Source organism: Clostridium isatidis (assembly GCF_002285495.1).
GTDB lineage: Bacteria > Bacillota > Clostridia > Clostridiales > Clostridiaceae > Clostridium > Clostridium isatidis.
Genome location: NZ_CP016786.1, coordinates 155,001 through 178,523, shown reverse-complemented (window position 1 = coordinate 178,523; position 23,523 = coordinate 155,001). Strand labels below are relative to the sequence as shown.

22 protein-coding genes are annotated in these 23,523 nt (G+C 28.4%); 3 read left to right on the top strand and 19 right to left on the bottom strand.

All coding sequences use genetic code 11. The features are described from left to right. The first annotated feature begins 58 nt into the window (after positions 1–58). A complete protein-coding gene (locus BEN51_RS00815; protein ID WP_119864227.1) occupies positions 59–1,687 on the top strand; it encodes an IS1182 family transposase in 1,629 nt (542 codons plus the stop codon). 211 nt (positions 1,688–1,898) lie between these two features. On the opposite strand, the gene BEN51_RS00810 is transcribed toward BEN51_RS00815, so the two are convergent. From BEN51_RS00810 to purR, 19 genes are all read right to left on the bottom strand, one after another. Then, positions 1,899–2,312: a S1 domain-containing RNA-binding protein gene (locus tag BEN51_RS00810; RefSeq protein ID WP_119864226.1), complete on the bottom strand. Its 414-nt coding sequence runs from the start codon at positions 2,310–2,312 to the stop codon at positions 1,899–1,901. Between the two features lie 88 nt (positions 2,313–2,400). Beyond that, positions 2,401–2,634, bottom strand: coding sequence for an FtsB family cell division protein (locus BEN51_RS00805; protein WP_257789693.1), 234 nt, complete (start codon positions 2,632–2,634; stop codon positions 2,401–2,403). A 121-nt stretch (positions 2,635–2,755) separates the two neighbouring features. Beyond that, the gene (gene yabQ, locus BEN51_RS00800) at positions 2,756–3,145 is read right to left on the bottom strand and encodes a spore cortex biosynthesis protein YabQ (protein ID WP_119864225.1); all 390 of its coding nucleotides are present in this window, start codon (positions 3,143–3,145) and stop codon (positions 2,756–2,758) included. A gap of 6 nt (positions 3,146–3,151) precedes the next feature. Continuing rightward, entirely contained in the window at positions 3,152–3,445 is a 294-nt protein-coding gene (yabP, locus tag BEN51_RS00795; RefSeq protein WP_119864224.1) for a sporulation protein YabP, read from the bottom strand. Between the two features lie 50 nt (positions 3,446–3,495). Continuing rightward, positions 3,496–3,756, bottom strand: coding sequence for an RNA-binding S4 domain-containing protein (locus BEN51_RS00790; RefSeq protein WP_119864223.1), 261 nt, complete (start codon positions 3,754–3,756; stop codon positions 3,496–3,498). A 50-nt stretch (positions 3,757–3,806) separates the two neighbouring features. Further along, on the bottom strand, positions 3,807–4,082 hold the full coding sequence (locus tag BEN51_RS00785; protein WP_119864222.1) for an HU family DNA-binding protein: 276 nt from the start codon (positions 4,080–4,082) through the stop codon (positions 3,807–3,809). A gap of 219 nt (positions 4,083–4,301) precedes the next feature. Continuing rightward, the gene (gene yabN / locus BEN51_RS00780) at positions 4,302–5,762 is read right to left on the bottom strand and encodes a bifunctional methyltransferase/pyrophosphohydrolase YabN (RefSeq protein ID WP_119864221.1); all 1,461 of its coding nucleotides are present in this window, start codon (positions 5,760–5,762) and stop codon (positions 4,302–4,304) included. Positions 5,763–5,781: 19 nt separating this feature from the next. Further along, positions 5,782–7,317: a putative polysaccharide biosynthesis protein gene (locus BEN51_RS00775; protein ID WP_119864220.1), complete on the bottom strand. Its 1,536-nt coding sequence runs from the start codon at positions 7,315–7,317 to the stop codon at positions 5,782–5,784. 84 nt (positions 7,318–7,401) lie between these two features. After that, positions 7,402–7,950, bottom strand: a complete 549-nt coding sequence (gene spoVT / locus BEN51_RS00770; protein ID WP_119864219.1) for a stage V sporulation protein T — start codon at positions 7,948–7,950, stop codon at positions 7,402–7,404. A gap of 298 nt (positions 7,951–8,248) precedes the next feature. Further along, entirely contained in the window at positions 8,249–9,277 is a 1,029-nt protein-coding gene (locus tag BEN51_RS00765) for a peptidylprolyl isomerase (protein WP_236906232.1), read from the bottom strand. Positions 9,278–9,325: 48 nt separating this feature from the next. After that, positions 9,326–12,835, bottom strand: coding sequence for a transcription-repair coupling factor (mfd, locus tag BEN51_RS00760; protein ID WP_119864217.1), 3,510 nt, complete (start codon positions 12,833–12,835; stop codon positions 9,326–9,328). Between the two features lie 17 nt (positions 12,836–12,852). Further along, complete coding sequence (gene pth / locus BEN51_RS00755) at positions 12,853–13,428, bottom strand: aminoacyl-tRNA hydrolase (protein WP_119864216.1); 576 nt, start codon at positions 13,426–13,428, stop codon at positions 12,853–12,855. 119 nt (positions 13,429–13,547) lie between these two features. Next, positions 13,548–14,681 carry a S1C family serine protease gene (locus tag BEN51_RS00750; RefSeq protein WP_119864215.1) on the bottom strand — a complete coding sequence of 378 codons (1,134 nt, stop codon included), beginning with the start codon at positions 14,679–14,681 and terminating at the stop codon, positions 13,548–13,550. 21 nt (positions 14,682–14,702) lie between these two features. Further along, positions 14,703–16,127: a sensor histidine kinase gene (locus tag BEN51_RS00745; RefSeq protein WP_119864214.1), complete on the bottom strand. Its 1,425-nt coding sequence runs from the start codon at positions 16,125–16,127 to the stop codon at positions 14,703–14,705. Then, complete coding sequence (locus BEN51_RS00740) at positions 16,127–16,813, bottom strand: response regulator transcription factor (RefSeq protein ID WP_119864213.1); 687 nt, start codon at positions 16,811–16,813, stop codon at positions 16,127–16,129. The genes BEN51_RS00745 and BEN51_RS00740 overlap by 1 nt, the downstream gene beginning before the upstream one ends. A gap of 238 nt (positions 16,814–17,051) precedes the next feature. Then, positions 17,052–18,008 carry a ribose-phosphate diphosphokinase gene (locus BEN51_RS00735; RefSeq protein WP_119864212.1) on the bottom strand — a complete coding sequence of 319 codons (957 nt, stop codon included), beginning with the start codon at positions 18,006–18,008 and terminating at the stop codon, positions 17,052–17,054. Between the two features lie 53 nt (positions 18,009–18,061). After that, positions 18,062–19,432: a bifunctional UDP-N-acetylglucosamine diphosphorylase/glucosamine-1-phosphate N-acetyltransferase GlmU gene (gene glmU / locus BEN51_RS00730; protein WP_119864211.1), complete on the bottom strand. Its 1,371-nt coding sequence runs from the start codon at positions 19,430–19,432 to the stop codon at positions 18,062–18,064. Positions 19,433–19,611: 179 nt separating this feature from the next. Beyond that, positions 19,612–19,893, bottom strand: coding sequence for a septation regulator SpoVG (gene spoVG, locus BEN51_RS00725; RefSeq protein ID WP_119864210.1), 282 nt, complete (start codon positions 19,891–19,893; stop codon positions 19,612–19,614). 101 nt (positions 19,894–19,994) lie between these two features. Beyond that, positions 19,995–20,828: a pur operon repressor gene (purR, locus tag BEN51_RS00720; RefSeq protein WP_119864209.1), complete on the bottom strand. Its 834-nt coding sequence runs from the start codon at positions 20,826–20,828 to the stop codon at positions 19,995–19,997. Between the two features lie 248 nt (positions 20,829–21,076). Here purR and murC point away from each other — a divergent pair, with 248 nt between their 5' ends. Continuing rightward, positions 21,077–22,453 (top strand): UDP-N-acetylmuramate--L-alanine ligase, encoded by a 1,377-nt coding sequence (murC, locus tag BEN51_RS00715; protein ID WP_119864208.1) that lies wholly within the window; start codon positions 21,077–21,079, stop codon positions 22,451–22,453. Between the two features lie 140 nt (positions 22,454–22,593). Further along, a complete protein-coding gene (locus BEN51_RS00710) occupies positions 22,594–23,412 on the top strand; it encodes a purine-nucleoside phosphorylase (protein WP_119864207.1) in 819 nt (272 codons plus the stop codon). Positions 23,413–23,523: the final 111 nt, after the last annotated feature.

Here is a 23,523-nt window from a genome sequence, read left to right as displayed (position 1 = left end):
TGTGCAAAAAAATAAATCCTAGACTCCATGAGTTTAGGATTTATGATAAAATATTTTTATGCACAAAGAAAATATTTTACAAAAGAATTATACATTAAACCAAAAGTTTTATCAATTAAAACTTCCATTAAATATTGATTACATGATACCGGTTAATGATTCAGTGCGATTACTAAGTCAATTTGTAGAGGAGATGGATTTAACAGATTTATATTCGACTTATTCCAAGATAAAGGAAAATCAAGTATCGCCAAGAAAAATGCTGAAAATCATGACTTATGGATATATGAATAAGATTTATTCGTCTCGAGATATTGAAAAGGCATGCCGTAGAGACATTAATTTTATGTTTTTGCTTGAGGGAGCATCCGCTCCGGATCATGCAACATTTGCAAGATTTAGAAGTCTTCATTTTGCTCCATGTTCTGAAAGGATCTTAGCTGAAACAGCTAAATTTCTTTATAAAATTGGTGAGATATCAGGAGATGCTATCTTTATTGATGGCACAAAAATAGAAGCTTATGCAAATAAATATACTTTTGTCTGGAAAAAGGCAGTTACAAAAAACATGGCAAAATTGCTAATTAAAGTGGCCGACCTTGTTAAAGAGTGCGAAGAACTTTATGATATTAAGTTAATCTATAAAAATGAAGTTCAAATGAAACATGTAAAAAAGCTTAGAAAAAAGCTTTATGCACTAAAGAAATCAGAAGGAATAGAATTCGTTCACGGATGTGGGAAAAGAAAAACTGCATTGCAACGATCAATAGAAAAACTTGAAGAATATCTTTCAAAGTTTAAAGAATATACTCAAAAAGTGTACACTTGCGGAGATAGAAACAGTTACTCAAAAACTGATGTTGATGCTACATTTATGAGGATGAAAGAAGATGCTATGAAAAACGGTCAACTTAAGCCAGCTTATAATGTGCAGCATGGTGTAGATTCAGAATATATTACATGGCTTACAGTTGGACCACAACCAACGGATACAACTACGCTAATACCTTTCTTGAAAAGCATGGAAGAAAACTTAAAATTTAAATACTTAAAAATAGTTGCAGATGCTGGATATGAAAGTGAGGAGAACTATTCATTTATTGAAGAAAATAATCAAATAGCATTTATTAAGCCATCTAATTATGAAATATCAAAAACAAGAAAATATAAAAATGATATCGGTAAAATAGAAAACATGGATTACAATGAAGAAAAAGATTTCTACATATGCCGAAATGGTAAGCAGTTAAAGGCTGAAAATATAAAAATTAGAAAATCTAAAACAGGATATGAAAGTGAAAAGACAATTTATGTTTGTGAAGATTGCAATGATTGCACTTACAAGAGTAGTTGCATCAAAGGGAATAATTGTAAAACTCCTTTGGAAGAAAGAGTAAAAAGATTTGAAACATCAAAAAAGTTTAATCGCCAAAGAAAGTCTGATTTAGAAAGAATTCTAAGCGAAGAAGGTTGCTTGCTTAGAATGAACAGAAGTATTCAAGCAGAAGGTTCTTTTGCACAAATAAAACAAGACATGAATTTCAGAAGATTTATGTGTCGTGGGCAAAAGAATGTATTAGCAGAAAGTATACTTCTTGCAATGGCACACAATATAAATAAATTACATAGTAAAATACAAGCGGGCCGCACTGGTAAGCACTTATTTGAATTGAAGAAAGCCTCATAAGTTAAATTTTAAAAAAGCTTTTTTTCTGAGGCTTATTGAAGTGCGCCTATTTTTAGTTGATTTACATGCAAATAAAAATAACACCTAAAAAGTTAATTTATAGAATAGAAAAAGGAGCTATCGCTAACGGATTTTAATCCACTAATGCGACAGCTCCCCTTATAGATTTATATATAAATTTATATGATGTCTATAATTACATAAATAAAAATTAATAACTTCTTCTTCCACTCTTTGATTTGAAGTCTTGATTTCTTTTTATATCTTGCATTCTTTCTTCACTGTCTTTTAGAAACTTTGACATTATATCTTCAAAATTCCCTGAAGCACTATAATTTTTCTTATTTTCTAGAGACCAATCAATTTCTATAGGGTTAGCTGATTTTTTTTGTACATTTGCTTGTTTTATAGATAGGCTAATCTTACCATTATCATCTATTGATATTACTTTTACTTTAACCTTATCTTTTTCCTTAAGATGTTCCCTAATATCTTTTACAAATGAATCTGCTACCTCTGAAATATGAACTAGCCCTGTTTTATTCCCCTCTATCTCTACAAATGCACCAAAATTAGTGATGTTAACCACTGTACCCTCTAAAATGTTTCCTGCCGCTAAGGTCATGTTACAAAGATTCCTCCTTAAAAATTAAAAATAATAAATATATGTTATTATAATAATAACCTCTTTTTGTAATTTTAAAACATATCCATTAATTTTGCTCCTGGGAATTCACAACCTTTTCTCCTTCTTTTACCATCCCTAGCCTTTCCCTAGCACTCTTTTCAATATACTCATCAGAACCAATACTCTCTAAATCTCTTTGAAGTTCTGCATTTTTATCTCTAAGTTCCTCTAGTTCTTGCTGACTAACAGTAATTTCTTTTTGGATTTCTTTAATCGTAATTCCTTGCTTAATATAATTGAATATAAAAATGGCAAAAATAAAAAATATAATAATTCCTTTAAGAGTTAATCGCTTTTTAATTTACAACACCCTCTTTAAATATATTATATATCTATTTTAAACACTAAAAATATTTTATTCAAGCTATTTTTTTATGTTCCTACTTTTTTCCTAGAATATTATAATATACTATTTTTAAAGGATAGGATAAAGTTTTAAAAGTTATTCTAAATAGCCAGCTTACTTTTTCTATAATATACATTTCTATTTTTCTAACTTTTGAACTAATAATTTTTAAATAAATGATTAACGTTAAAATCATAAATACATAAACATATGGCCCTAGGAAAGCATAGTTCTTATATAGTAAGAAAGTAAAGACTGTTATGGCCGTTAATACCCAAAATAATATATCTTCAATTATGACTATTATTTTAGGTACTTTTATTCCTCTTACCATACTATATAAATCAAATAAAACACCAATTAAAATACCAGATAAAATAGAATATAGTACAGTTTGAAATTGAACTTCTAAAGTTAACGGCATATAAACCTACCTGAAAAGCCTTGATATTATACTTTCTTTTTCTTTTTTACCTTCTTTACTACTATAAACTATAGAAGCTATGTTTCCTATTATTATTAAATCTCCATTTTGAACATCTAACTTATTCATTTTTAATTCAGAACCTTTAATTGTTAAAAATCCTAATTTTGTATTTAATAATATCTTTTCATCATCAAAACTAATTACTTCCTCAGCTCCTGTAAGAGTTAGCTTTTTTCTATTTTCTAAATATATATTACTTCTTGCTTCTTCTAATTTATTTTCAATTTTCTTCTCCATGATATCTCCTCCAAATATTCTTATTAAAATATATGAAGGATTTATTATATTTATTCTTTATCTTCTTCTCCTTCTAGGATCTCATACATTTCTTTTGCATTTTCTTTTTTAACATGTTCTGCAATATTAGTTATTTTAGCTTTTAAGGATCTATTTGCAAATTGTATTTCTATTACATCGCCTTCCTTAACAACAGTTGAAGGTTTGGCTACTTTATCATTTATAAAAACTCTTCCCCCTTCGCAAACTTCTTTTGCTACAGTTCTTCTCTTTATTATTCTTGAAACTTTAAGGTATTTATCTAATCTCATAATCAATCTCCTTTCTAAAAAAGAACCCGAGATAACTCGGGTTCTTAATATTACTTATTAACTCTGTCTTTAAATTCTTTACCTGCTTTAAAAACTGGTACTGTAGATGCTGGAATATTGATAACTTCCTTAGTTCTTGGATTTCTTCCTTCTCTAGCAGCTCTTTCTCTAGTTTCAAAAGTACCAAATCCGATTAATTGAACTTTGTCACCCTTTTCTAGAGTTTCTTCAACTGTTTCAATAAAAGCCTTTAAAGCTGCTTCAGCATCTTTCTTTGTTAATTTGCTTTTTTCTGCCATGCTAGTGATTAATTCTGATTTATTCACAATTACATCCTCCTTAAATAACCCGTTTTAATATTTTTAGTAGTTAATTATTTCCTTAATATGTACTATAACTACATTATCTTATTATATAACCTCTTTTATTGATAGTCTATAGGTTTCTCTACTTTTATAACAAAAAAACCGTTTTTTTACAATAAGTTATGTATAGTATAGCAACAACTGTTTATATTATTCTTCAAAAAAATTTAAAATCCTTTTTTATTTTTTATTTTTTTCATTTTCTTTTGCAATTTCCCAAAATTTATCCATCTCTTCTAAAGTCATATCATTTAATTTTTTATTGTTTTTTAATGCCATTTCTTCTACAAATGAAAATCTATTTATAAATTTATTTATAGTCATATTTAATGCTTCTTCTTCATTTACATTTAGCTTTCTGGATAAATTAACACAGGAAAATAACAAATCTCCTATTTCTTTCTTTATTTTTTCCCCATTTTTGGTTTTATATACATCTAAAACCTCATTTAATTCTTCTATTACTTTTTTTGAAGTTTCTTCAATACTATCCCAGTCAAAACCAACTTTTGCAGCCTTTTTCTGTACCTTATGGGCCTTAGTCAAAGCTGGTAATGTCTTAGCAATAGATTTCATTTCTTCAGTAATAGTTTCGTATTTCTTTTCCTGCTTTTTTAATTCATCCCAACTCTTTAGAACTTCATCTGTATTATTAATTTCTTTTTCTCCGAAAACATGCGGATGCCTATAAACCATTTTAGCTATTATTCCATTAATTACATCTGTAATATTAAAATTACCATTTTCATTTTCAATACAAGCATGGAATACTACATGAAATAATACATCTCCAAGTTCCTCAATCATTCCATCTATCCTATTCTCTTCTATGGCCTCAATAAGCTCATAAGTTTCTTCAATCAACTCATTTTTTATACTTTGATGAGTCTGTTCCCTATCCCAAGGACACCCATTTTCTCCTCTTAAAGTTTCTACTAAATTAACTAAATCATAAAAATCCTTCTTATTATCTTTGTCCTTTGGAACATATATAAATGTCATATTATCTAAATCTTCCTGTTTATCTAATTCATATACAGGAATTTTTCTTATTATCTCCGCTTCATCTATCCCTGGATTTTTTATTAAATATATTTCTGTTTGTTTATTATAACTATCTAAAAGTTTTTCTTTTAACTTCGAAGCAACTGATTTGTTATAAACTTGTGCAATTATAGTAGCTACCCTTTTATCTAAAATTTGATTATTAATATCTGAGGCATCAATAACCATTAATCCTTCAATTGGATCTATTTTTAAAGTTTCCATAAGAGAATCAATAAAACTCACTGCAGGAATAACCTTATAATCTATTTTCTTTTCCTTGCATATTTTTATTAAAATAGCAACTGTTTTTTCTGCAGTCAATGGATTTCCTGGAACTCCATATACTACATCTTTAGTTTTTTTATGTGCTGTTAATATTTCATTAGCAATTTTCTCATTTATATCATCTGTATTTTCACTATTCTCATAATATTTATCAAAGGTTTCGTAATTTTTAATCTTATCTTTCAAGAAATTCACAATAGGATGATGCTTTGTTCTAAAATATATATTTTCTCCCTTTTCTAACAGCTTAGCAGCTCCAATTGTTAAAGCCTCCGGAGAACCAGGCCCTAAACCTATTATCTTTATCATTAGGTCATCTCCTTACTAATTAATTTCTTACTACCCTGCTTTTTATATCTTCAATGGTAAATACTCTTAATATTAGTATTAGTACCATATATATAATAATACCTATAAATATTGATCCTAAGCAAGATAAATTACTACTATTAGTTTTATTTAATAAATTTATATAACTTATTATTACTCCTATAATCATGAAAAGGGACGCTATAAGAGGTTTTATAAAAGTACTTCTTAAATTGAAATTAACTTTAATTTTATTTTTTAAAGAAATCATATTTAGTATTGTTGCTACTAGATAAGCTGATATACTAGCTAAAACAGCTCCATATATATTTATATTTGGTATTGGAACAAGTAAATAAGTTAATATAACTTTCACAATACAGCCAATAAATAAATTTATAACTGGTCTTATATAATGACCTATTGCCTGCATAATTGATGTAGTTGTTTGAGTTACTATTATAAATGGCACTGAAATAGATAAATATTTTAGTATTAATGAACCTTCTGATCTTCCTGGGAATATAACCTTCATTATTGGTTCAGAAAGAAAAAATAATCCGAGGGTACAAGGTAAAGCAATTAAAAAGGATAATTTAAAGGACATCTGTATTTTTTCCTCTAAGGCTCTTCTTTTTCTCATAACATAATTTTCTGCTATTATAGGTATTAAGGAAGTTCCTAAAGCTACTGATAAGGTTAATGGAATATTTATTATAACACTTGCCTTTCCTGTCAATTGAGCATATAAAATTGTTGATTGTTCAGAAGTTAATCCTGATAGTAAAAGCTTCTGTGGCACTAGTATAGAATCAATTAAACTCATAATTGTTCCTACTGTTGCTCCTATAGAAATAGGAAGAGCTACTCTTAATATTTCACTTAAAACCTTAGGATTAGTCTTAATAGGCCTATTCCACATTTTCTTCTTTACTTTTATATATTTTACATAAAGATATAATAAACCAATTAAACCTCCTGCTGCTGCTCCAAAAGCTGCTCCCCCTGCTGAATACTCTATTCCTTTAGGTAATAATAAAAAAGCTAGTCCAACTCCAATTACTACTCTTCCTATTTGCTCTAATATTTGAGAAATTCCTGAAGGAGTCATATTTTGAAGTCCTTGAAAAAATCCCCTGTAGATTGTCATAATAGAAATTATAATAGGTGCCAAGGAAATTCCTATTAAAGAATAATAAGCCTTTGGATCCCACTGAACAAATTTAATAATAGGTTTAGCAAAGAAAAATAATATTAGAGATGTTCCTATCCCAAGAAACATCATTAAAATTTTTGATTCTTTTAAAATTTCAAATACACCTTTTACATCTCCCTTTGCATTTCTCTCAGATATCATTTTAGATATAGCTGCTGGGACTCCTGATGCAATTGCAACAAAAAACATGTAAAGAGGATAAGACATTTGATAATATCCAACACCTTCATCCCCTATTAACATTATTAAAGGCCATCTAAAAAATAACCCTAGGAATTTTGAAACAATACCTGCAATTCCAAGAATCAAACTTGCTTTAAGTAATGATTGTTTTTTCATAAAATACCTCCAAACTCGAAATGTTCGCTAATAAATTTGTATTGCTAGTTTAGAGGTATTATTACTTATTTTTTAAGCTTATTTTTATTGTTCCATTTGTTTTCCTAAGAAAGCTGCAGCAGTTTCTGCTAATTTAAGCTCTACTTCACCTAATTTTTCATTATCTTGCTTGGCTAATATTATTACAGCTCCAATAGCATCACCTTCTGCTATTATTGGTGCAATAACCTGGCTAGTATACTTTCCTTTTTCTTCATCATTATGTAACGGAATAGTTTTAGCTTCGTCTGTTATAATAACAGCCTTTCTTTCTTCCATTATTTTTTCAAGTTCGCTGCTTACCTTTCTTTCCATATAATCTCTTTTTGGTGATCCACTAACTGATATAAAAGCATCCTTATCAGCTATTAAAACACTATGTCCTATTGATTGATGTAAACTTTCAGCATATTCCTTTGAAAAATCAGTTAATTCTCCAATAGGTGAGTATTTCTTCAGAATAACTCCACCTTCTCTATCAGTAAAGATTTCCAATGGATCTCCTTCTCTAATTCTCAAAGTTCTTCTGATTTCCTTTGGTATTACAACTCTACCTAAATCATCTATACGTCTTACAATACCTGTAGCTTTCATTATTATGAGATACCTCCTTACTTTAATAATAATTAGTTGCACTATTATTATTTGACTTCTTAGAAATTTTATACACATAAAGGCAAATTTATTCAATTGATAAAATCAAATCATTATCTGGTTTTTATAATTAAAAACTAGCAATAAAAAGTAATAAATAAAAACAAAAAACTGCTAACAGAAGCTAGCAGTTTTTAACACTCAAGGTGTCTTAATTCCTTATTTATTTTTATCTATTTTCAGCTAAACCTGAAAATCTACCTAAACTGTACACTGTGAACTAACAACTGTGCACTGATTAAAGTCTTCCTTCATAAGTTTTAACTTTATATTGTTCTTTCCACTCTTCTATTTTAGTTGTATATAATTCATTTTTCTTTTCATTTTCTAAAGTAGTTTTTATTTCTTCTTTTTTATCTTCAAGACTATCAACCTTAACATTTTCAGCTTTTATTATATGATATCCATAAGTACTCTTTACAGGTTCAGATATTTCCCCTTCTTTAAGAGCTTTTACAGCTGTCATAAATTCAGTTACATATTGTGTGGAATCATAAGTCACTGTTCCAAGGCTTCCACCCTTTTCTTTGGTTCCAGTATCTTCTGAATTTTCCTTTGCTAATGTAGCAAAATCTTCACCTTTTAAAGCTCTTTCTCTTAATTCATTGGCTTTTGCCTCATCACTAACTAGAATATGAGATACTGTAGCACTTTTAAATGAGTCAGTATTCTCATTGTAATAAGTTTTAATTTCTTCATCAGCTACAGTTATATCTTTAAACATATCATCTGTAACCTTTTCTGATATTAATTGCATTCTTATATTTTTTGTAAGGTTTTCTTTATATTCTTCTAAAGTTAATCCCGCTTGTTCTAAAGCACTATTGAAGCCTTCTTCTCCACCATAAGTTTCTTGCATACTTTCAAGATATTCATTTACTTCTTTATTAATTTCTTCATCTGTAGGTAAAATGTTCATTTCCTTGGCTTTTATTTCTAATAATTTTTGTTCAACTAATAAATTTAAGGCTTGAGTTCTGAAATTTTTCACTGTTTCTGCAGCCTCAGTATTAGATTCATAATCTTCACCATAATATTGTTCTAAAACTGGACCTGCTACTTCTTCTACTTCCCCTTTAGTTACTTTTAAATCTCCAACTTTAGCTACAACTGTGTTTGCTATAGCTTCTGGTGTTTTTGCTATCATATTACATCCTACTGCTGAAAAAGCAAATATGCTTAAAGCTCCTGCAGCTAAAATTTTATTAATTTTAATCAATGATGTTCCCTCATTTCTCGTTAAATTTAGTCTATTACGATTATACATAAAAAGTATATCAATTCTGTGACAATTATTCAATTTATATAAAATATTTTACTTATCTTTTGTTAAATCTTCTAGGATCTTCTTATAAAAGCCTAAGATACCATCCTTTTTTATTTCTATAGTCTTAATTGAAAAGTATGGCTTTTCTTCAAAACTCAACAATATTAAGTCTTTATAATTTTCTAGTAAATATTTATAAATTTGATTTAAGTTCTTAACACTTTCTTTAAATATAAACCTTACTTCTTTTTCAATTTCTTTTATTTCTTCAATAGAAAGAGCCTTGGCCTTACTCTTTATATAAGCTATATCCATTAAATTATATACAGGTTCTGGAATATCTGAGTATCTATCCTCTAACTCTTCTTTTATATCCATATAGTCATCTATGCTTTCTATAGCTGCTATCTTCTTATAAATTTCTATTTTCTGCATTTCATCTTCTATATAAGTTCCTGGAATATAAGCATTTACTTTTAATTCAACTGATGTTTCAATAGGTTCTTCTTCTATTTCTCCCTTAATAAGCTTAATTGTATCTTCTAACATTCTACAATATAAATCATAGCCTATAACTGCCATATGCCCGTGCTGAGCTGACCCCATCATATTTCCAGCACCTCTTATTTCAAGGTCCCTCATAGCAATTTTAAAACCTGATCCTAACTCAGTAAAATCTCTTAAGGCTTTTAGTCTTTTCTCTGCAACTTCTGTTAATATTTTGTCTTTTGTATACATAAAGTAAGCATATGCTATTCTATTTGATCTACCAACTCTTCCTCTTAATTGATATAGCTGGGATAATCCCATTTTATCTGAATCATGAACTATCATTGTATTAACATTTGGTATATCTATACCTGTTTCTATTATTGTGGTACATACAAGTATATCATAGTTATGATTCATAAATTCCATCATTTCTTTTTCAAGTTGCTTTTCTGTCATTTTACCATGAATTATTCCAACTCTACATTCCGGAACTAAATCACTGATATATTTAGCCATATCCTCTATAGTTTCAACTCTATTATAGACATAATAAACTTGGCCACCTCTATTAACTTCTCTTAATATAGCATCTCGTACAAGCTGATCATTTTGTTCTACAACATATGTTTGAATAGGATATCTTTCTTCTGGTGGTGTTTCTATTACTGATATATCTCTAGCTCCAGTTAGAGACATATGTAAAGTTCTTGGAATAGGTGTTGCGCTTAAAGTAAGAACATCAACATTCTTTTTAAGCTGTTTTATTTTCTCCTTTTGGGAAACTCCAAATCTTTGCTCCTCATCAATTATTAAAAGACCCAAATCCTTAAAAACAACATCTTTAGAAACTAATCTATGGGTTCCCACAAGTACATCCACATTACCTTCCTTAACAGCTTTAAGGGTCGCCTTTTGTTCCTTAGCACTTCTAAACCTACTTACCATATCAATTCTTACTGGGAAATCAGAAAATCTTTTTAACATATTCTTATAATGTTGCTCTGCTAAAATAGTTGTAGGCACTAAAAATGCTACCTGCTTTCCATCCATAACAGCCTTAAAAGCAGCTCTAAAAGCAACTTCAGTTTTTCCATAGCCAACATCTCCACAAAGAAGTCTATCCATAGGCTTATCTGATTCCATATCGGCTTTAATTTCTGCTAGTGAAGTTAATTGATCTGGAGTTTCTTCATAAGGAAATTCATCTTCAAATTGTTTTTGCCATTCAGTATCCTTGCTAAATTTATATCCCTTAATAGTAGATCTTGCTGCATATAGCTTGACTAAGTCTTGTGCTATTTCATTTATGGAATTCTTAACCTTAGTTTTAGCCTTAGCCCACTCAGATCCTCCAAGTTTATTTACCTTAGTTTTTTTACCTTCTGCTCCTATAAACTTTTGAACTAAGTCCATTTGATCTACAGGAACATAAAGCTTATCTCCCTTATCATAAACAATATCTAAATAATCTCTTTTATGTCCATCAACTTCTATTTGCTTTATTCCTTTATATACCCCAACACCATGATTTACATGTACTACATAGTCTCCAGGCTTAAGGTCAGTAAAACTCTTTATCTTAGCAATACCTTTTTGTTTACTTAATCTTTTGGGAATCTTTCTTTTTGCTTCTCCAAAAACATCTTTATCTGAAATTATGCATAATTTTAAATCTGGATATTCAAAACCTTTTAAAAGATTACCAAAAGTAATAACTACTTCTCCAAATTGTATCTCTTTAATATCTTCTTTATAGGAGCTTTCTATTTCTCTTTCCCTTAAGGTCTTTACTAATCTTTCTCCCCTTGCTCTCGTACCTGATAATATCAAGGTTTTATACCCATTTTTCTTTTTTTCCTTAATATCCTCTATTAAATAATCTAACTGTCCTTGATAACTGCTTAAAGTTGTTTGATTAATAAAATATTTATCTATAGGACTTAAAATTTTATTATTAGTTTCAAAAATATCTAATGTAACTACTTCTTCCTTTTCAAGTTTTACAATCAACTCTTCTTTATCAATTAATAACTTATTTTGAGATGGTAATATTCCTCCTCTTAATAAAAAGGCTTCATAATTTTCTTTAAACTCAAAATATATACTATCTATTTTTCCCTCAGTCTTTTTAACATCATCTACAATAAATAAATAGTTTTCTACATAATTAAAGAAGCTATCCGGCTTATTATAGAAATAAGGCAAATAACTATCTATAGTTTCAAAGGTTAAGCTTTCATTTAAAGATTCTATATTTGATCTCACTATACTTTCTAATTTTATAAACTTTTCATCCCTTGACCCTAATTTTTCTCTTAGTTCATCTAATTCATCTAAAATATTTCTTCTTCCTAGAGCTACTGATTCTTCAGTTAATATAATTTCTTTCGCTGGAAAAATTTCTAGTTCATTTACCTTTTCTATGCTTCTTTGAGATTCTGTGTTAAATATTCTTATTGACTCTATTGTATCTCCAAAAAGCTCCACCCTATATGGATAAGTTGATATTGGAGGATATACATCTAGTATTCCCCCTCTTAAAGAAAATTGCCCCTTTCTTTCTACTGTTTCAACTCTTTCATAGCCACTTTCTAATAATCTTTTAGAAAGTTCCTTGAAATCTATTTCATCATCTACCTTTAATTTAAAATTATATTGTAAAAATAAGTCCTTAGGTACATAGCAAGAACTTAAAGCATCAATTGAAGTTACTATTATTTTCTTATTATCATTTAAGAGTTCTTTTAAAACTTTTAACCTTGCCCATCTTAAATCTCCAGAAATAGCATCTACATTATAAAAAACTACTTCCTTAGTAGGAAAATAATATACATCATTTGTATAGAATATTAAATCCTCATATATATTCTTTGCTTCCATATCACTATTTGTAAATATTATTAAGGAGGAATCTATGTTTTCATAAATGCTATAAATAATATAACTTTTACCAGATTCCGATAATCCATTAATATTTACTGGATATCTTTTTCCCTTTATGCTTTCTAATATCTTATTAAAATTATTATAACTATTTAAGGGCTCTAATACCCCCTTTAACCTCATATCTACACCGTCCTTAATTACTCTATATTTGATGCTTTAAACCCATTTAACTTATTCATTGCTTCTTTTGTACCATCTTTAATAATAGTTTCTACTCCAACAGATGCAGCTTCAACAACTTCTTTAAGAATTTCCATCTCTTCTTTATTGAATTTTCCTAAAACATGATATACAAGATCTCCCTTAGGTTGTCCTACCCCTATTTTAATTCTTGGGAATGCTTCACTGGATAAATTACTTATTATACTTTTTATTCCATTATGTCCACCAGCACTTCCCTTTTCTCTTATTCTTAATCTTCCAACTTCTAAACTAATATCATCATAAATTATTATTAGGTCTTCATTTTTGAGCTTATAAAAATTCATAGCTTCAGCTACGCTTTCGCCGCTTAAGTTCATATAGGTAGAAGGTTTTAATAATATTACCTTTGTATTATTTATAAAACCTTCTCCACATACACCTTTAAATTTTTTCCTATTTATGTCTATATTATACTTATTTGCAATATAATCCACAGTTTCGAAACCAATATTATGTCTAGTATTATCATATTCTTTTCCCGGATTTCCTAATCCCACTATTAAGAACATTATTTTTCCTCCTTAGATTAGTAACATAGTTATTATTATACTATTTTTTTACAATAATAAAAGTATTTAAAATAAAATTGCAACTTAACAATAAAGCTGCAATTTTAGAAAATTAATTATTAATTATTAGTTCTTATTTCTATTTCTTTTATCTCTCCATATTTTAGCACATCGCATTTAATAATCTTTTTATCCTTATTATTATTTAATACCCTATATAAATCACTTATATTTTTTATTTCTGTGTTTTCTATAGAAATTATTATATCTGTAGGTCTTAAGCCTGATTTATAAGCATTACTATCTTGCTCTATTCTTTCAACATAAAAACCTGATACATTAGAATTATTTTCGTTATTAACAAAGCCGCCTTCAACTATTCCTAACATATCTTTTATTTCATTGACTGAATTAATTATTTCCTTAACTACATTTAAGCCTAATCCATAATATAAACCCTCTCTATTTATTTCTTTAGTAATTTTATAACTAGCAACACCAATAAGCTCTCCCTTATTATTAACTATTGCTCCGCTAGAATTAATTTCATTTATATTTGTGTTAAGTTCTAAAAGAGGAGTTACATTATCTTCTATTGTTAAGTTTCTATTTGTAGAAGTTACTATTCCGGGAATTATACTGTCTATATAATCGTCTCCCACAGCATTGCTTATTAATGCAATTCTTTTTCCAGTTAGGTTTCCTTCTGAGTTTGAAAAATTTATAGGAGTTAACTCTTCATCAAAATTAACCTGTATTATAGCTATATCTAAATCTTCATTTCCCATAATTATTTTTCCAATCACTGGCTCAGAATTGTTAATAGGTAATTTTACATATATATTTTCTACATTTTTTATATTTGAATAACTAGTTAATATCTTACCATATTTATCTATTATTATACCTGTAGAATTATTCTTAAAATATGTTCCCTTTTTTAAGTTCTCTTCCTTCTCACCAATGGTTACTAATGAATTACTAACCTTATTTATTATTTCTGAATAGCCAAAAATCATATCTTCTCCTTGGATTTTCTGCTCGATAAGCTTCATAACTTCATTATATTTATACCTCATAGAAATTCCCGTAAGTATAACAGTTGATATTCCAATTACAGAAATAAATAAGCAAAGCTTAGTAAATAAATTAATAATTCTCCTTATTCCCCTTATTCTAAAATGTATTGAAGGCAATTCTTCATAAGTACAATAATCTTCATCTTTTATTTCTTTATTAAAATCATCTCTCAAAGTTTTACCCTCCAATACTATTTACTGATCAATTTGTCTTGATAAAGTAAAAGTAAACTTAACACCCTTATCCTCAATGTTTTCTACAGATATGTCTTGGTTATGTTGGCATAATATTAATCTAACAATAGGAAGTCCTAATCCAGTACTTATTTTATTTGTTCTTGATTTATCATTTTTATAAAATCTTTCCCATATCTTATTTAAATTTTCCTTTTCTATAGTAGGTCCTGTATTAAATACACTAATATAAACTAAATTTCCTTTAGGATAGGTTTCTATTTTAATTTTTCCATCATTGTCTCCATATTTTATAGCATTTTCAAGGAGATTTGTAACAACTTGAATTATTCTATCTCTATCAGCTATGCAATATTCATGCCTATTGCTAAATAGGACTTCAACATTCATATTTTTTTCTTTTATCTTTCTTTCTAAATTTAAAATACATAAGGTAATAATCTCATTAATATCTAAACTTACAATATTTAAATTAAATTTACCTGATTCTAAAGAAGATATATCTAATAAATCACTTACTAATCTTGATAATCTTTGAATTTCTTCATTTACAATATTTAAATAATAGTTTTCTTTATCTTTTGGAATTACTCCATCTAATATTCCTGTTATAAATCCCTTTATAGATGTTATTGGTGACCTAAGTTCATGAGATACATTTGATATAAAATCCCTTCTTACAATATCTGCCCTTTCTATAGACTCTGCCATAGTGTTAAAAGATTCTGCAAGTTCTCCTATTTCATCTTGAGAATCTATGTATATCCTTTTTTGTACCTCTCCCTTTGAAATTTTTTGAGCTGCATTATTGATTTTCTTTATTGGCGTTCTAATAGTCTTTTTAGCAATATAAAAACTTACTAAACTTATTAAAATAAAAGCTATAGCTAATAAAGCCCAAATTATAAAATATAAATTCTTTATATAAGTTATTGGTTTATTATCTTCAACTATATATATATATCCTATTAAGTCTTGCTTATTGATTAATGCCTTTATATATGATTTTTTCTTTTCATTATTTTTAGATATAAATTGACTTTCTGCTATTTCCTCTGGCGTTAATTCTTTTAAATCAATATCTTCTAATTCAAATTTATTATATTTTAAATAGCTAAATTCATCATTAGATACAGCATATACATAAGCTTGCCTGTCTAATATTATTGTATCCATGTTTAAGGATATGCTTAATACTTCCATGGAATTTTTTAATTTATTATAGGCAAAATCACTATTTTCCTCAAAGATTTCACCAATGTAACTTTCCATTAATTCTAAATGTTTATTTAAAAGCTCTTTTTTTTGCTTTGAATAACTTATGCTAAACCAAGCCGATATTATTCCGCCAATTATCATTAATATTATTAAGGTAATAGAAGAAAATGCAATTAAAAATCTATTTATTACACTTTTTTTCTTCATTATTTCACCTCAAACTTATAACCTACACCCCAAACTGTTTCTAACTGCCAATTTTCTCCGCCCTTTATTTTTTCTCTTAATCTTTTTATATGAACATCTACAGTTCTAGAATCACCTGGATAGTCATATCCCCAAACTTCACAAAGCAGCTGGTCTCTTGTAAATACTTTGTTTTTATTTTTTGCTAAGTAATGAAGTAATTCAAACTCCTTTGGAGGCATTTTAACTTCCTCACCTTTATATAAAACAGTATAAGACTTTATATCTATTGTTAAATCATCAAAATTTAATATTTCTGGATCCTTTTCAGTAAAGTTATATCTTCTCATTACAGCCTTAACTCTAGCTAATAATTCCTTTGGCTCAAAAGGCTTAACAATATAATCATCTGCTCCAAGCTCTAAGGCCAAAACTTTATCAAAGGTATCTCCTTTTGCTGTAAGCATAATTACAGGAACTTGACTATTTTTTCTTATTGCCTTTAATACTTCTACTCCATCAATTCCAGGAAGCATAATATCCAATAAAACTAAATCTGGCTTTATAGTTTCAAATAACTCTAATGCCTCTTTTCCGCTATGACACTTTCTGGTATCATATCCTGCATTTAACATATATATATCTATTATTTCACAGATATTTTTATCATCATCAACTATTAATACTTTACCTAATTTATTATCCAAACAAATCAACTCCTTTGTCTATTATTATAACCTCTTCTAAGGAATTATTGGAGCTTTTAACAAAAAGTTAATTATATTAATGCGGAATTAGTAGTTATGAGTGTGGAATTGAGAAGGGATATAAAAAAATCCTTCGCTTAAAGCGAAGGATTTTTATAAGTTCCTCATAATCCAGCCTTGCTGAATTATTTCCAAAATTGTCAATTATCAATTCTTCATTGCCAATTGACTATATGTACTAATCAAATAATTTACTTATTGGTTCATCGTTGTATATTCTCTTTATTGCTTCTGCAAATAAAGGAGCTACTGATAATGACTTAAATTTCAATACATCTTTATTTTCTGGTAATTTAATTGTATTTAACATAACTAATTCTTCTATTGCAGAATTATTTATTCTTTCAAAAGCTGGTCCAGATAAAACTCCATGAGTACAACATGCATACACATTTTTAGCTCCTAAATCTTTTAATGCATTTGCTGCATTTGCTATTGTTCCAGCAGTATCTATCATATCGTCAATTAATATGCACTTCTTGCCCTTGATCTCTCCTATAATATTCATTATTTCAGATACATTAGCTCTTGGTCTTCTCTTATCTATAATAGCTATTGGTGCATGTAATTTATCAGCAAAATTTCTTGCTCTTGTAACACTTCCTAAGTCTGGTGATACAACTACTACATCTTCATCTTCAGCAAATCCTTTTTTTATAAAGTAATCTGCTAAAATAGGAGCTCCTAATAAGTGATCAACAGGTATATTAAAATATCCTTGTATTTGAGCTGCATGTAAATCCATTGTTAAAACTCTATCTGCTCCTGCAGCAGTTAATAAATCTGCTACTAATTTAGCTGTTATTGGATCTCTAGACTTTGCCTTTCTATCTTGTCTTGCATAACCATAGTATGGCATAACAACGTTAATTCTTCCTGCTGATGCTCTCTTAAAGGCATCTATCATAATTAAAAGTTCCATAAGGTTATTATTTACTGGTGAACTTGTAGATTGAACTACGAATACATCTGTTCCTCTAACTGATTCTAGTATATCTACTGATATTTCACCGTCGCTAAAAGTTGATACCTTTGATTTACCTAAAGGTAATTGCAGAATATCTGCAATTTCCTTTGCTAATTCTGGATGAGAGTTTCCAGTAAAGATTTTAATATTTTTTCCTTGGGTTATCATTTTGGGGAGACCTCCTTAAAATTTTCGCAATTAATTTGCATTTATTTAAAATACTATTTTTTATCTAAGCCTTTTTTAGCTACCCAGCCTGGAATATTTACTTGTCTAGCTCTTGCTACTGCAAGTTCGCCTTCATTTACATTGTTAGTTATCGTTGAGCCAGCAGCAATATAGGTGTTATCAGAAATCTTAACTGGCGATACTAAATTTGTATTACAGCCTATAAAACTATTATTTCCTATTTCTGTTTTATGCTTAACTTTGCCATCATAATTTACTACTACTGTTCCACAACCAAAGTTACAATTTTCACCTACAGAAGCATCACCTATATAAGTTAAATGAGATACTTTTGTATTATTCCCAATATTAGATTTTTTAATTTCTACGAAATCACCAATTCTTGCATTATTTCCAATTACAGAATCTGGCCTTATATAAGCAAATGGACCTACAGTTGTACCTTCTCCAATTTTACTATCTAAAATAACAGAAGCTTGTATTTCAACAAAATCGTCTATCTCACTATTTGAAATCCTTGAATTTGGATATATAATTACACCTTTACCTATTTTAGTGTTACCTTCTAATACATTATTAGGATATATAACAGTGTCTCTTTCTATTTCAACATCAGCTCCAATATATGTTGATTTAGGATCTATTAAAGTTACACCATTATTCATATGCATTAAATTTATTCTATTTCTTAATATCTCTTCAGCTTCTGCAAGCTGTACTCTTGAATTTACACCTATTGTTTCTTCATAATCTATAACAATAGCTCCAACTTTTTTCCCTTCATTTTTAAGAATACCAATAACATCAGTTAAATAGTATTCACCCTGGTTATTATCATTTGATAATTTATCTAAGGACTCTACTAAACTTTCTATATCAAAGCAATAAATTGCTGCATTCATTTCTCTGATTTTCAATTCTTCTGGCGAACAATCCTTATGTTCAACTATTTTTAATACTTCATCCCCAGCTCTAACTACTCTTCCATAGCCAGTTGGGTCTTCAACCATTGAAGTTAACAAAGTTGCTGAGTTACCCTTTACTAAATGTTCATTAAATAAATTTTCAACTGTTTCTGGCTTAATTAATGGAGCATCTCCTGCAAAAACACCAACAACTCCTTTTTTCCCTTTTAAAAATTCAACAGCACATTTTACAGCATGACCAGTTCCTAATTGTTCTTCCTGCAATGAATATGTGATATTTTTAAAAGAAGTTTTTTCTTTTACTAATTCTGCTCCTTTTCCTACTATTACATTAACATCATCTATACTAGCTTTTCTCATGGTGTCTATAACATGGTTAACCATTTCTTTTCCACATACTTTGTGTAAGACCTTAGGAATATCAGATTTAATTCTTGTTCCTTGTCCTGCCGCTAAAATAATAGCGCATTTATACATAAAAAACACCTCACTATAGAACATTAAGTACAAATTTCTATGATTTGAAAAGAATGTTCGTAATCACTCATTCTATTATATTGCATTAGAATATGCATTTCAACCTTATTTGTCCTATAAATTTTTAAATATAAGCAAAAAAATAAAGGGTCTTCCCCTTTATTTTTCAGTAACATAAATTACTCTATTACAGTTTCAGTTTCTTCTGCTTTAGCTTTTTCATATGCTTCTAATATTGCTGATTGAAGCCTTTCTCTAGCACTTGTATTAATAGGATGTGCTATATCTTTAAACTCTCCATCTGGAGTTTTTCTACTAGGCATAGCAATAAACAATCCATTTTGTCCTTCGATTACTTTAATGTCATGAACCACAAATTCATTGTCAAATGTAACAGAAACTATAGCTTTCATTTTTCCTTCTGCAGCTATCTTTCTTATTCTCACATCAGTTATTGTCATTATATTACACCTCCGTTAGATGTTATACTTTAAAAAGTTCTATAAAAATTCAATAAATCCTTTTTTTATTTAGAATTTTTTAAAAATTTTTATAATTTCTTTTATAAATTAAAATTATCTCCATCAAATATTTTAGAAGGAGTTATTTCTAGTTCTTTATCCTTATCTAAATTATTTAGATCAATTAAAGATATGTAATCAGAAATAAGTTTATTCTTCACACCTATATTATCTATTAAAACTCCAATTCCAACTAACTTACTATCAAATTCATTTAATAAATCTATTATTCCTTTTGCAGTTCCTCCACCTCTTAAAAAGTCATCTATAAAAATGCACTTACTATTAGGTTTCATTAATTTCTTTGATAAAGACATCTGCTGTATTCTTCCGCTTGTTCCAGAAAGATAGTTTATACTTACTGTTGAACCTTCTGTAACTTTACCCTCTTTTCTTATTATTACAAGAGGAATTCCTAAATTTTTCGAGACCTCATAAGCCAAAGGAATTCCCTTCGTTTCAACAGTTACAACAGAATCTATTTCTTTATTGCTAAATATTGTTGATAATATAAGACCTGCTCTACTAACTATTGTTGGATCATACATTAAATCCGTAACATAAATAAAATTACCAGGAATTATTCTACTTTCATCCTTTAATAATTCACATAACCCTTCTGCAAATTCCCTTGCTTCATCTTTATTTATACTTGGAATATATTTTATTCCACCTGCTGCTCCTGCTATTGTTTCTATTTTTCCCATATTTAATTTTGCGAAAACTTCTCTAACTATTACTATATCTTCACTTATAGTTGATTTTGCTGCATTTAAAAGGCCTGAAAACTTATTCAATCCTATTATCTTATTTGGATTTTCTGTTAATAATTTTGTAATAGCAACAACCCTATTGTTTCTAGTCAATTTTTCCAAAATATATCACCCTCAATTATATTTTCCGAATTATCATTATAATTTTTTATCCTAATATTCATATTTTATTCCATATTTAATATATTATCAACATTTTTACTCTTCTAAATACATAATATTTATTTTATTTGAATTTTTTACAAAAAAATTTATATTCTTTTTTATGTGTTCATTTAGCTAAATTTGTATATAATTATAAGGTGAACCATATTTTTTGTAATAATAAGAATTTATAAGGAGTTGATATCTTGTCTTTTAATTTAAATATAGATAGAAATAAAAAAGTTCACTTTATTGGAATTGGTGGAATAAGCATGAGCGGTCTTGCTGCCATTTTATTAAGAAAAGGATTTAAGGTTTCTGGTTCTGATGCTAAAGAATCAAAAATCACTGATAAATTAAAAGCTAATGGGGCAGAAATATACATAGGTCATAAAAGAGAAAATTTAAAAAATGTTGATTTAGTAGTTTATACAGCTGCTATTCCATCTGACAATCCTGAAATTATAGAAGCTAAAGAAAAAAATATTGAACTTATGAATAGAGCTGAATTTTTAGGCTATATTATGAAAGGTCATAAATTTAATGTTGCTGTTTCTGGAACTCATGGAAAAACTACATGTACTTCCATGTTATCTCATGTAACACTAAAAAATAATTTAGATCCAACTATATTAGTTGGTGGAGAACTTGATATTATTGGTGGTAACTTTAGAATAGGAGATAGTGAATACTTCATAACTGAAGCCTGCGAGTATAAAGAATCCTTTTTAAAATTTTTCCCTTATGTTGGAATAATTTTAAATATAGATGCTGATCATTTAGATTACTATAGAGATTTAAATCATATAAAAGAAGCCTTTACTAAATTTGTTAACCTTATCCCAAAGGATGGCTATTTAGTTGCCTATTCTGAAGATAAAAATATAAAAGATGTAATAGAAAAAGCTAATTGTAATGTTATAACTTACGGAATAAATGAAGGCGATGTAATAGCTAAGAATATATCCTTCAACAATAAGGGGCAAGCAACCTTTACTGTTTCTAAAGATAATAAAGACCTATTCGAAGTAACATTACAAACGACAGGAAAGCATAACATTTTAAATGCCCTAGCAACTGTATGTGTATCTTTAATATTTGGAATTCCTGCAGAAGCTATTGTAAATGGCTTAGCTGAATGTAAGGGAGCTCATAAGAGATTTGAATATAAGGGTGAATTTAACGGAGCAACTATAATCGACGATTATGCCCACCATCCAGTTGAAATTAAAGCCACATTAGAAACAGCTAAATTACTTCCAACTAATAAAATTTATGCCGTTTTCCAACCTCATACTTATACAAGAACAAAAACCTTATTTGAAGAATTTACAAGATGTTTTGATAATGTAGATGAATTAATTCTTATGGATATATATGCTGCTAGAGAAAAAAATACAGGCCTTGTAAGTTCTGAAGAGCTTGGAGAAGCAATAAGAAAAACAGGAGTGAACTGCATAAATGTTCACAGTCATGAAGAAGCAGCGAATTATCTTAAGAATAAAGCATCTAAGAATGATTTAATATTAACAATTGGTGCAGGAGATGTAGTAAAAGTTGCTGATATAATATTGAATAAATAATAGAGATCACAAATGTTTATTTTTACTAAACTTTAAGATATAATTTATATGAATGAAATTATTGAAAAATAATGTACAATATAGAATGAGGAAAAATATAAATTCTATATTGTACATTAAATATCTAGAGAGGTGATTATATGGACTTAACAAGTAAGATTAAAACCGCTGCAGATTTTATATTAGAGAAATCTAAATATAAACCTGAAATTGGGCTAATATTAGGCTCTGGATTAGGTTCACTTGCAGATTCAATTGAAAACCCTGAATTCTACGATTATAAAGACTTACCTCACTTTCCTGTTTCTACAGTTGAAGGTCATGCTGGAAGACTTGTTATTGGTATGTTAAATGGTAAATGTGTTGTAGCAATGCAAGGAAGATTCCATTACTACGAAGGTTACCATTTTAACGAAGTTACTTTCCCTGTTAGAGTTATGAAATTAATTGGAGTAGAAACCCTTATTGTAACTAATGCTTGTGGCGCTGTTAATGAAAGCTTTAAACCTGGAGATTTAATGATAATAACTGATCAAATTAACTTCTCGGGAGACAATCCTTTAATAGGAAGAAATTTAAATGAATTCGGACCTAGATTCCCTGATTTATCTAATGCTTATACAAAAGAATTAATTGAAAAAACAAAAGAAATCGCTAACAATTTAAAAATTAATATTAAAACTGGAGTTTATATGATGTTTAGTGGTCCAACATATGAAACACCTGCTGAAGTAAGAATGGCTAGAATTCTCGGTGCTGATGCCGTTGGTATGTCAACGGTTCCAGAAGTAATAGTGGCTGCTCATTCTGGAATGAAAGTTTTAGGAATTTCATGTTTAACTAATATGGCTGCAGGAATCCTAGACCAACCTTTAAATCATGAAGAAGTTGTTGAAACTTCAGCAAGAGTTAAAGAAACCTTCACTAAGCTTATAAATAAAGTTATTGAAGAACTTTAATTCAATATGTAAAAAGAATTCGTAATGGTTATTACGAATTCTTTTTTACTTTAATATATAATTAAATCTTATCAGCATCACTAAAATAAGAAAGAAATCTCAAACAGTCCT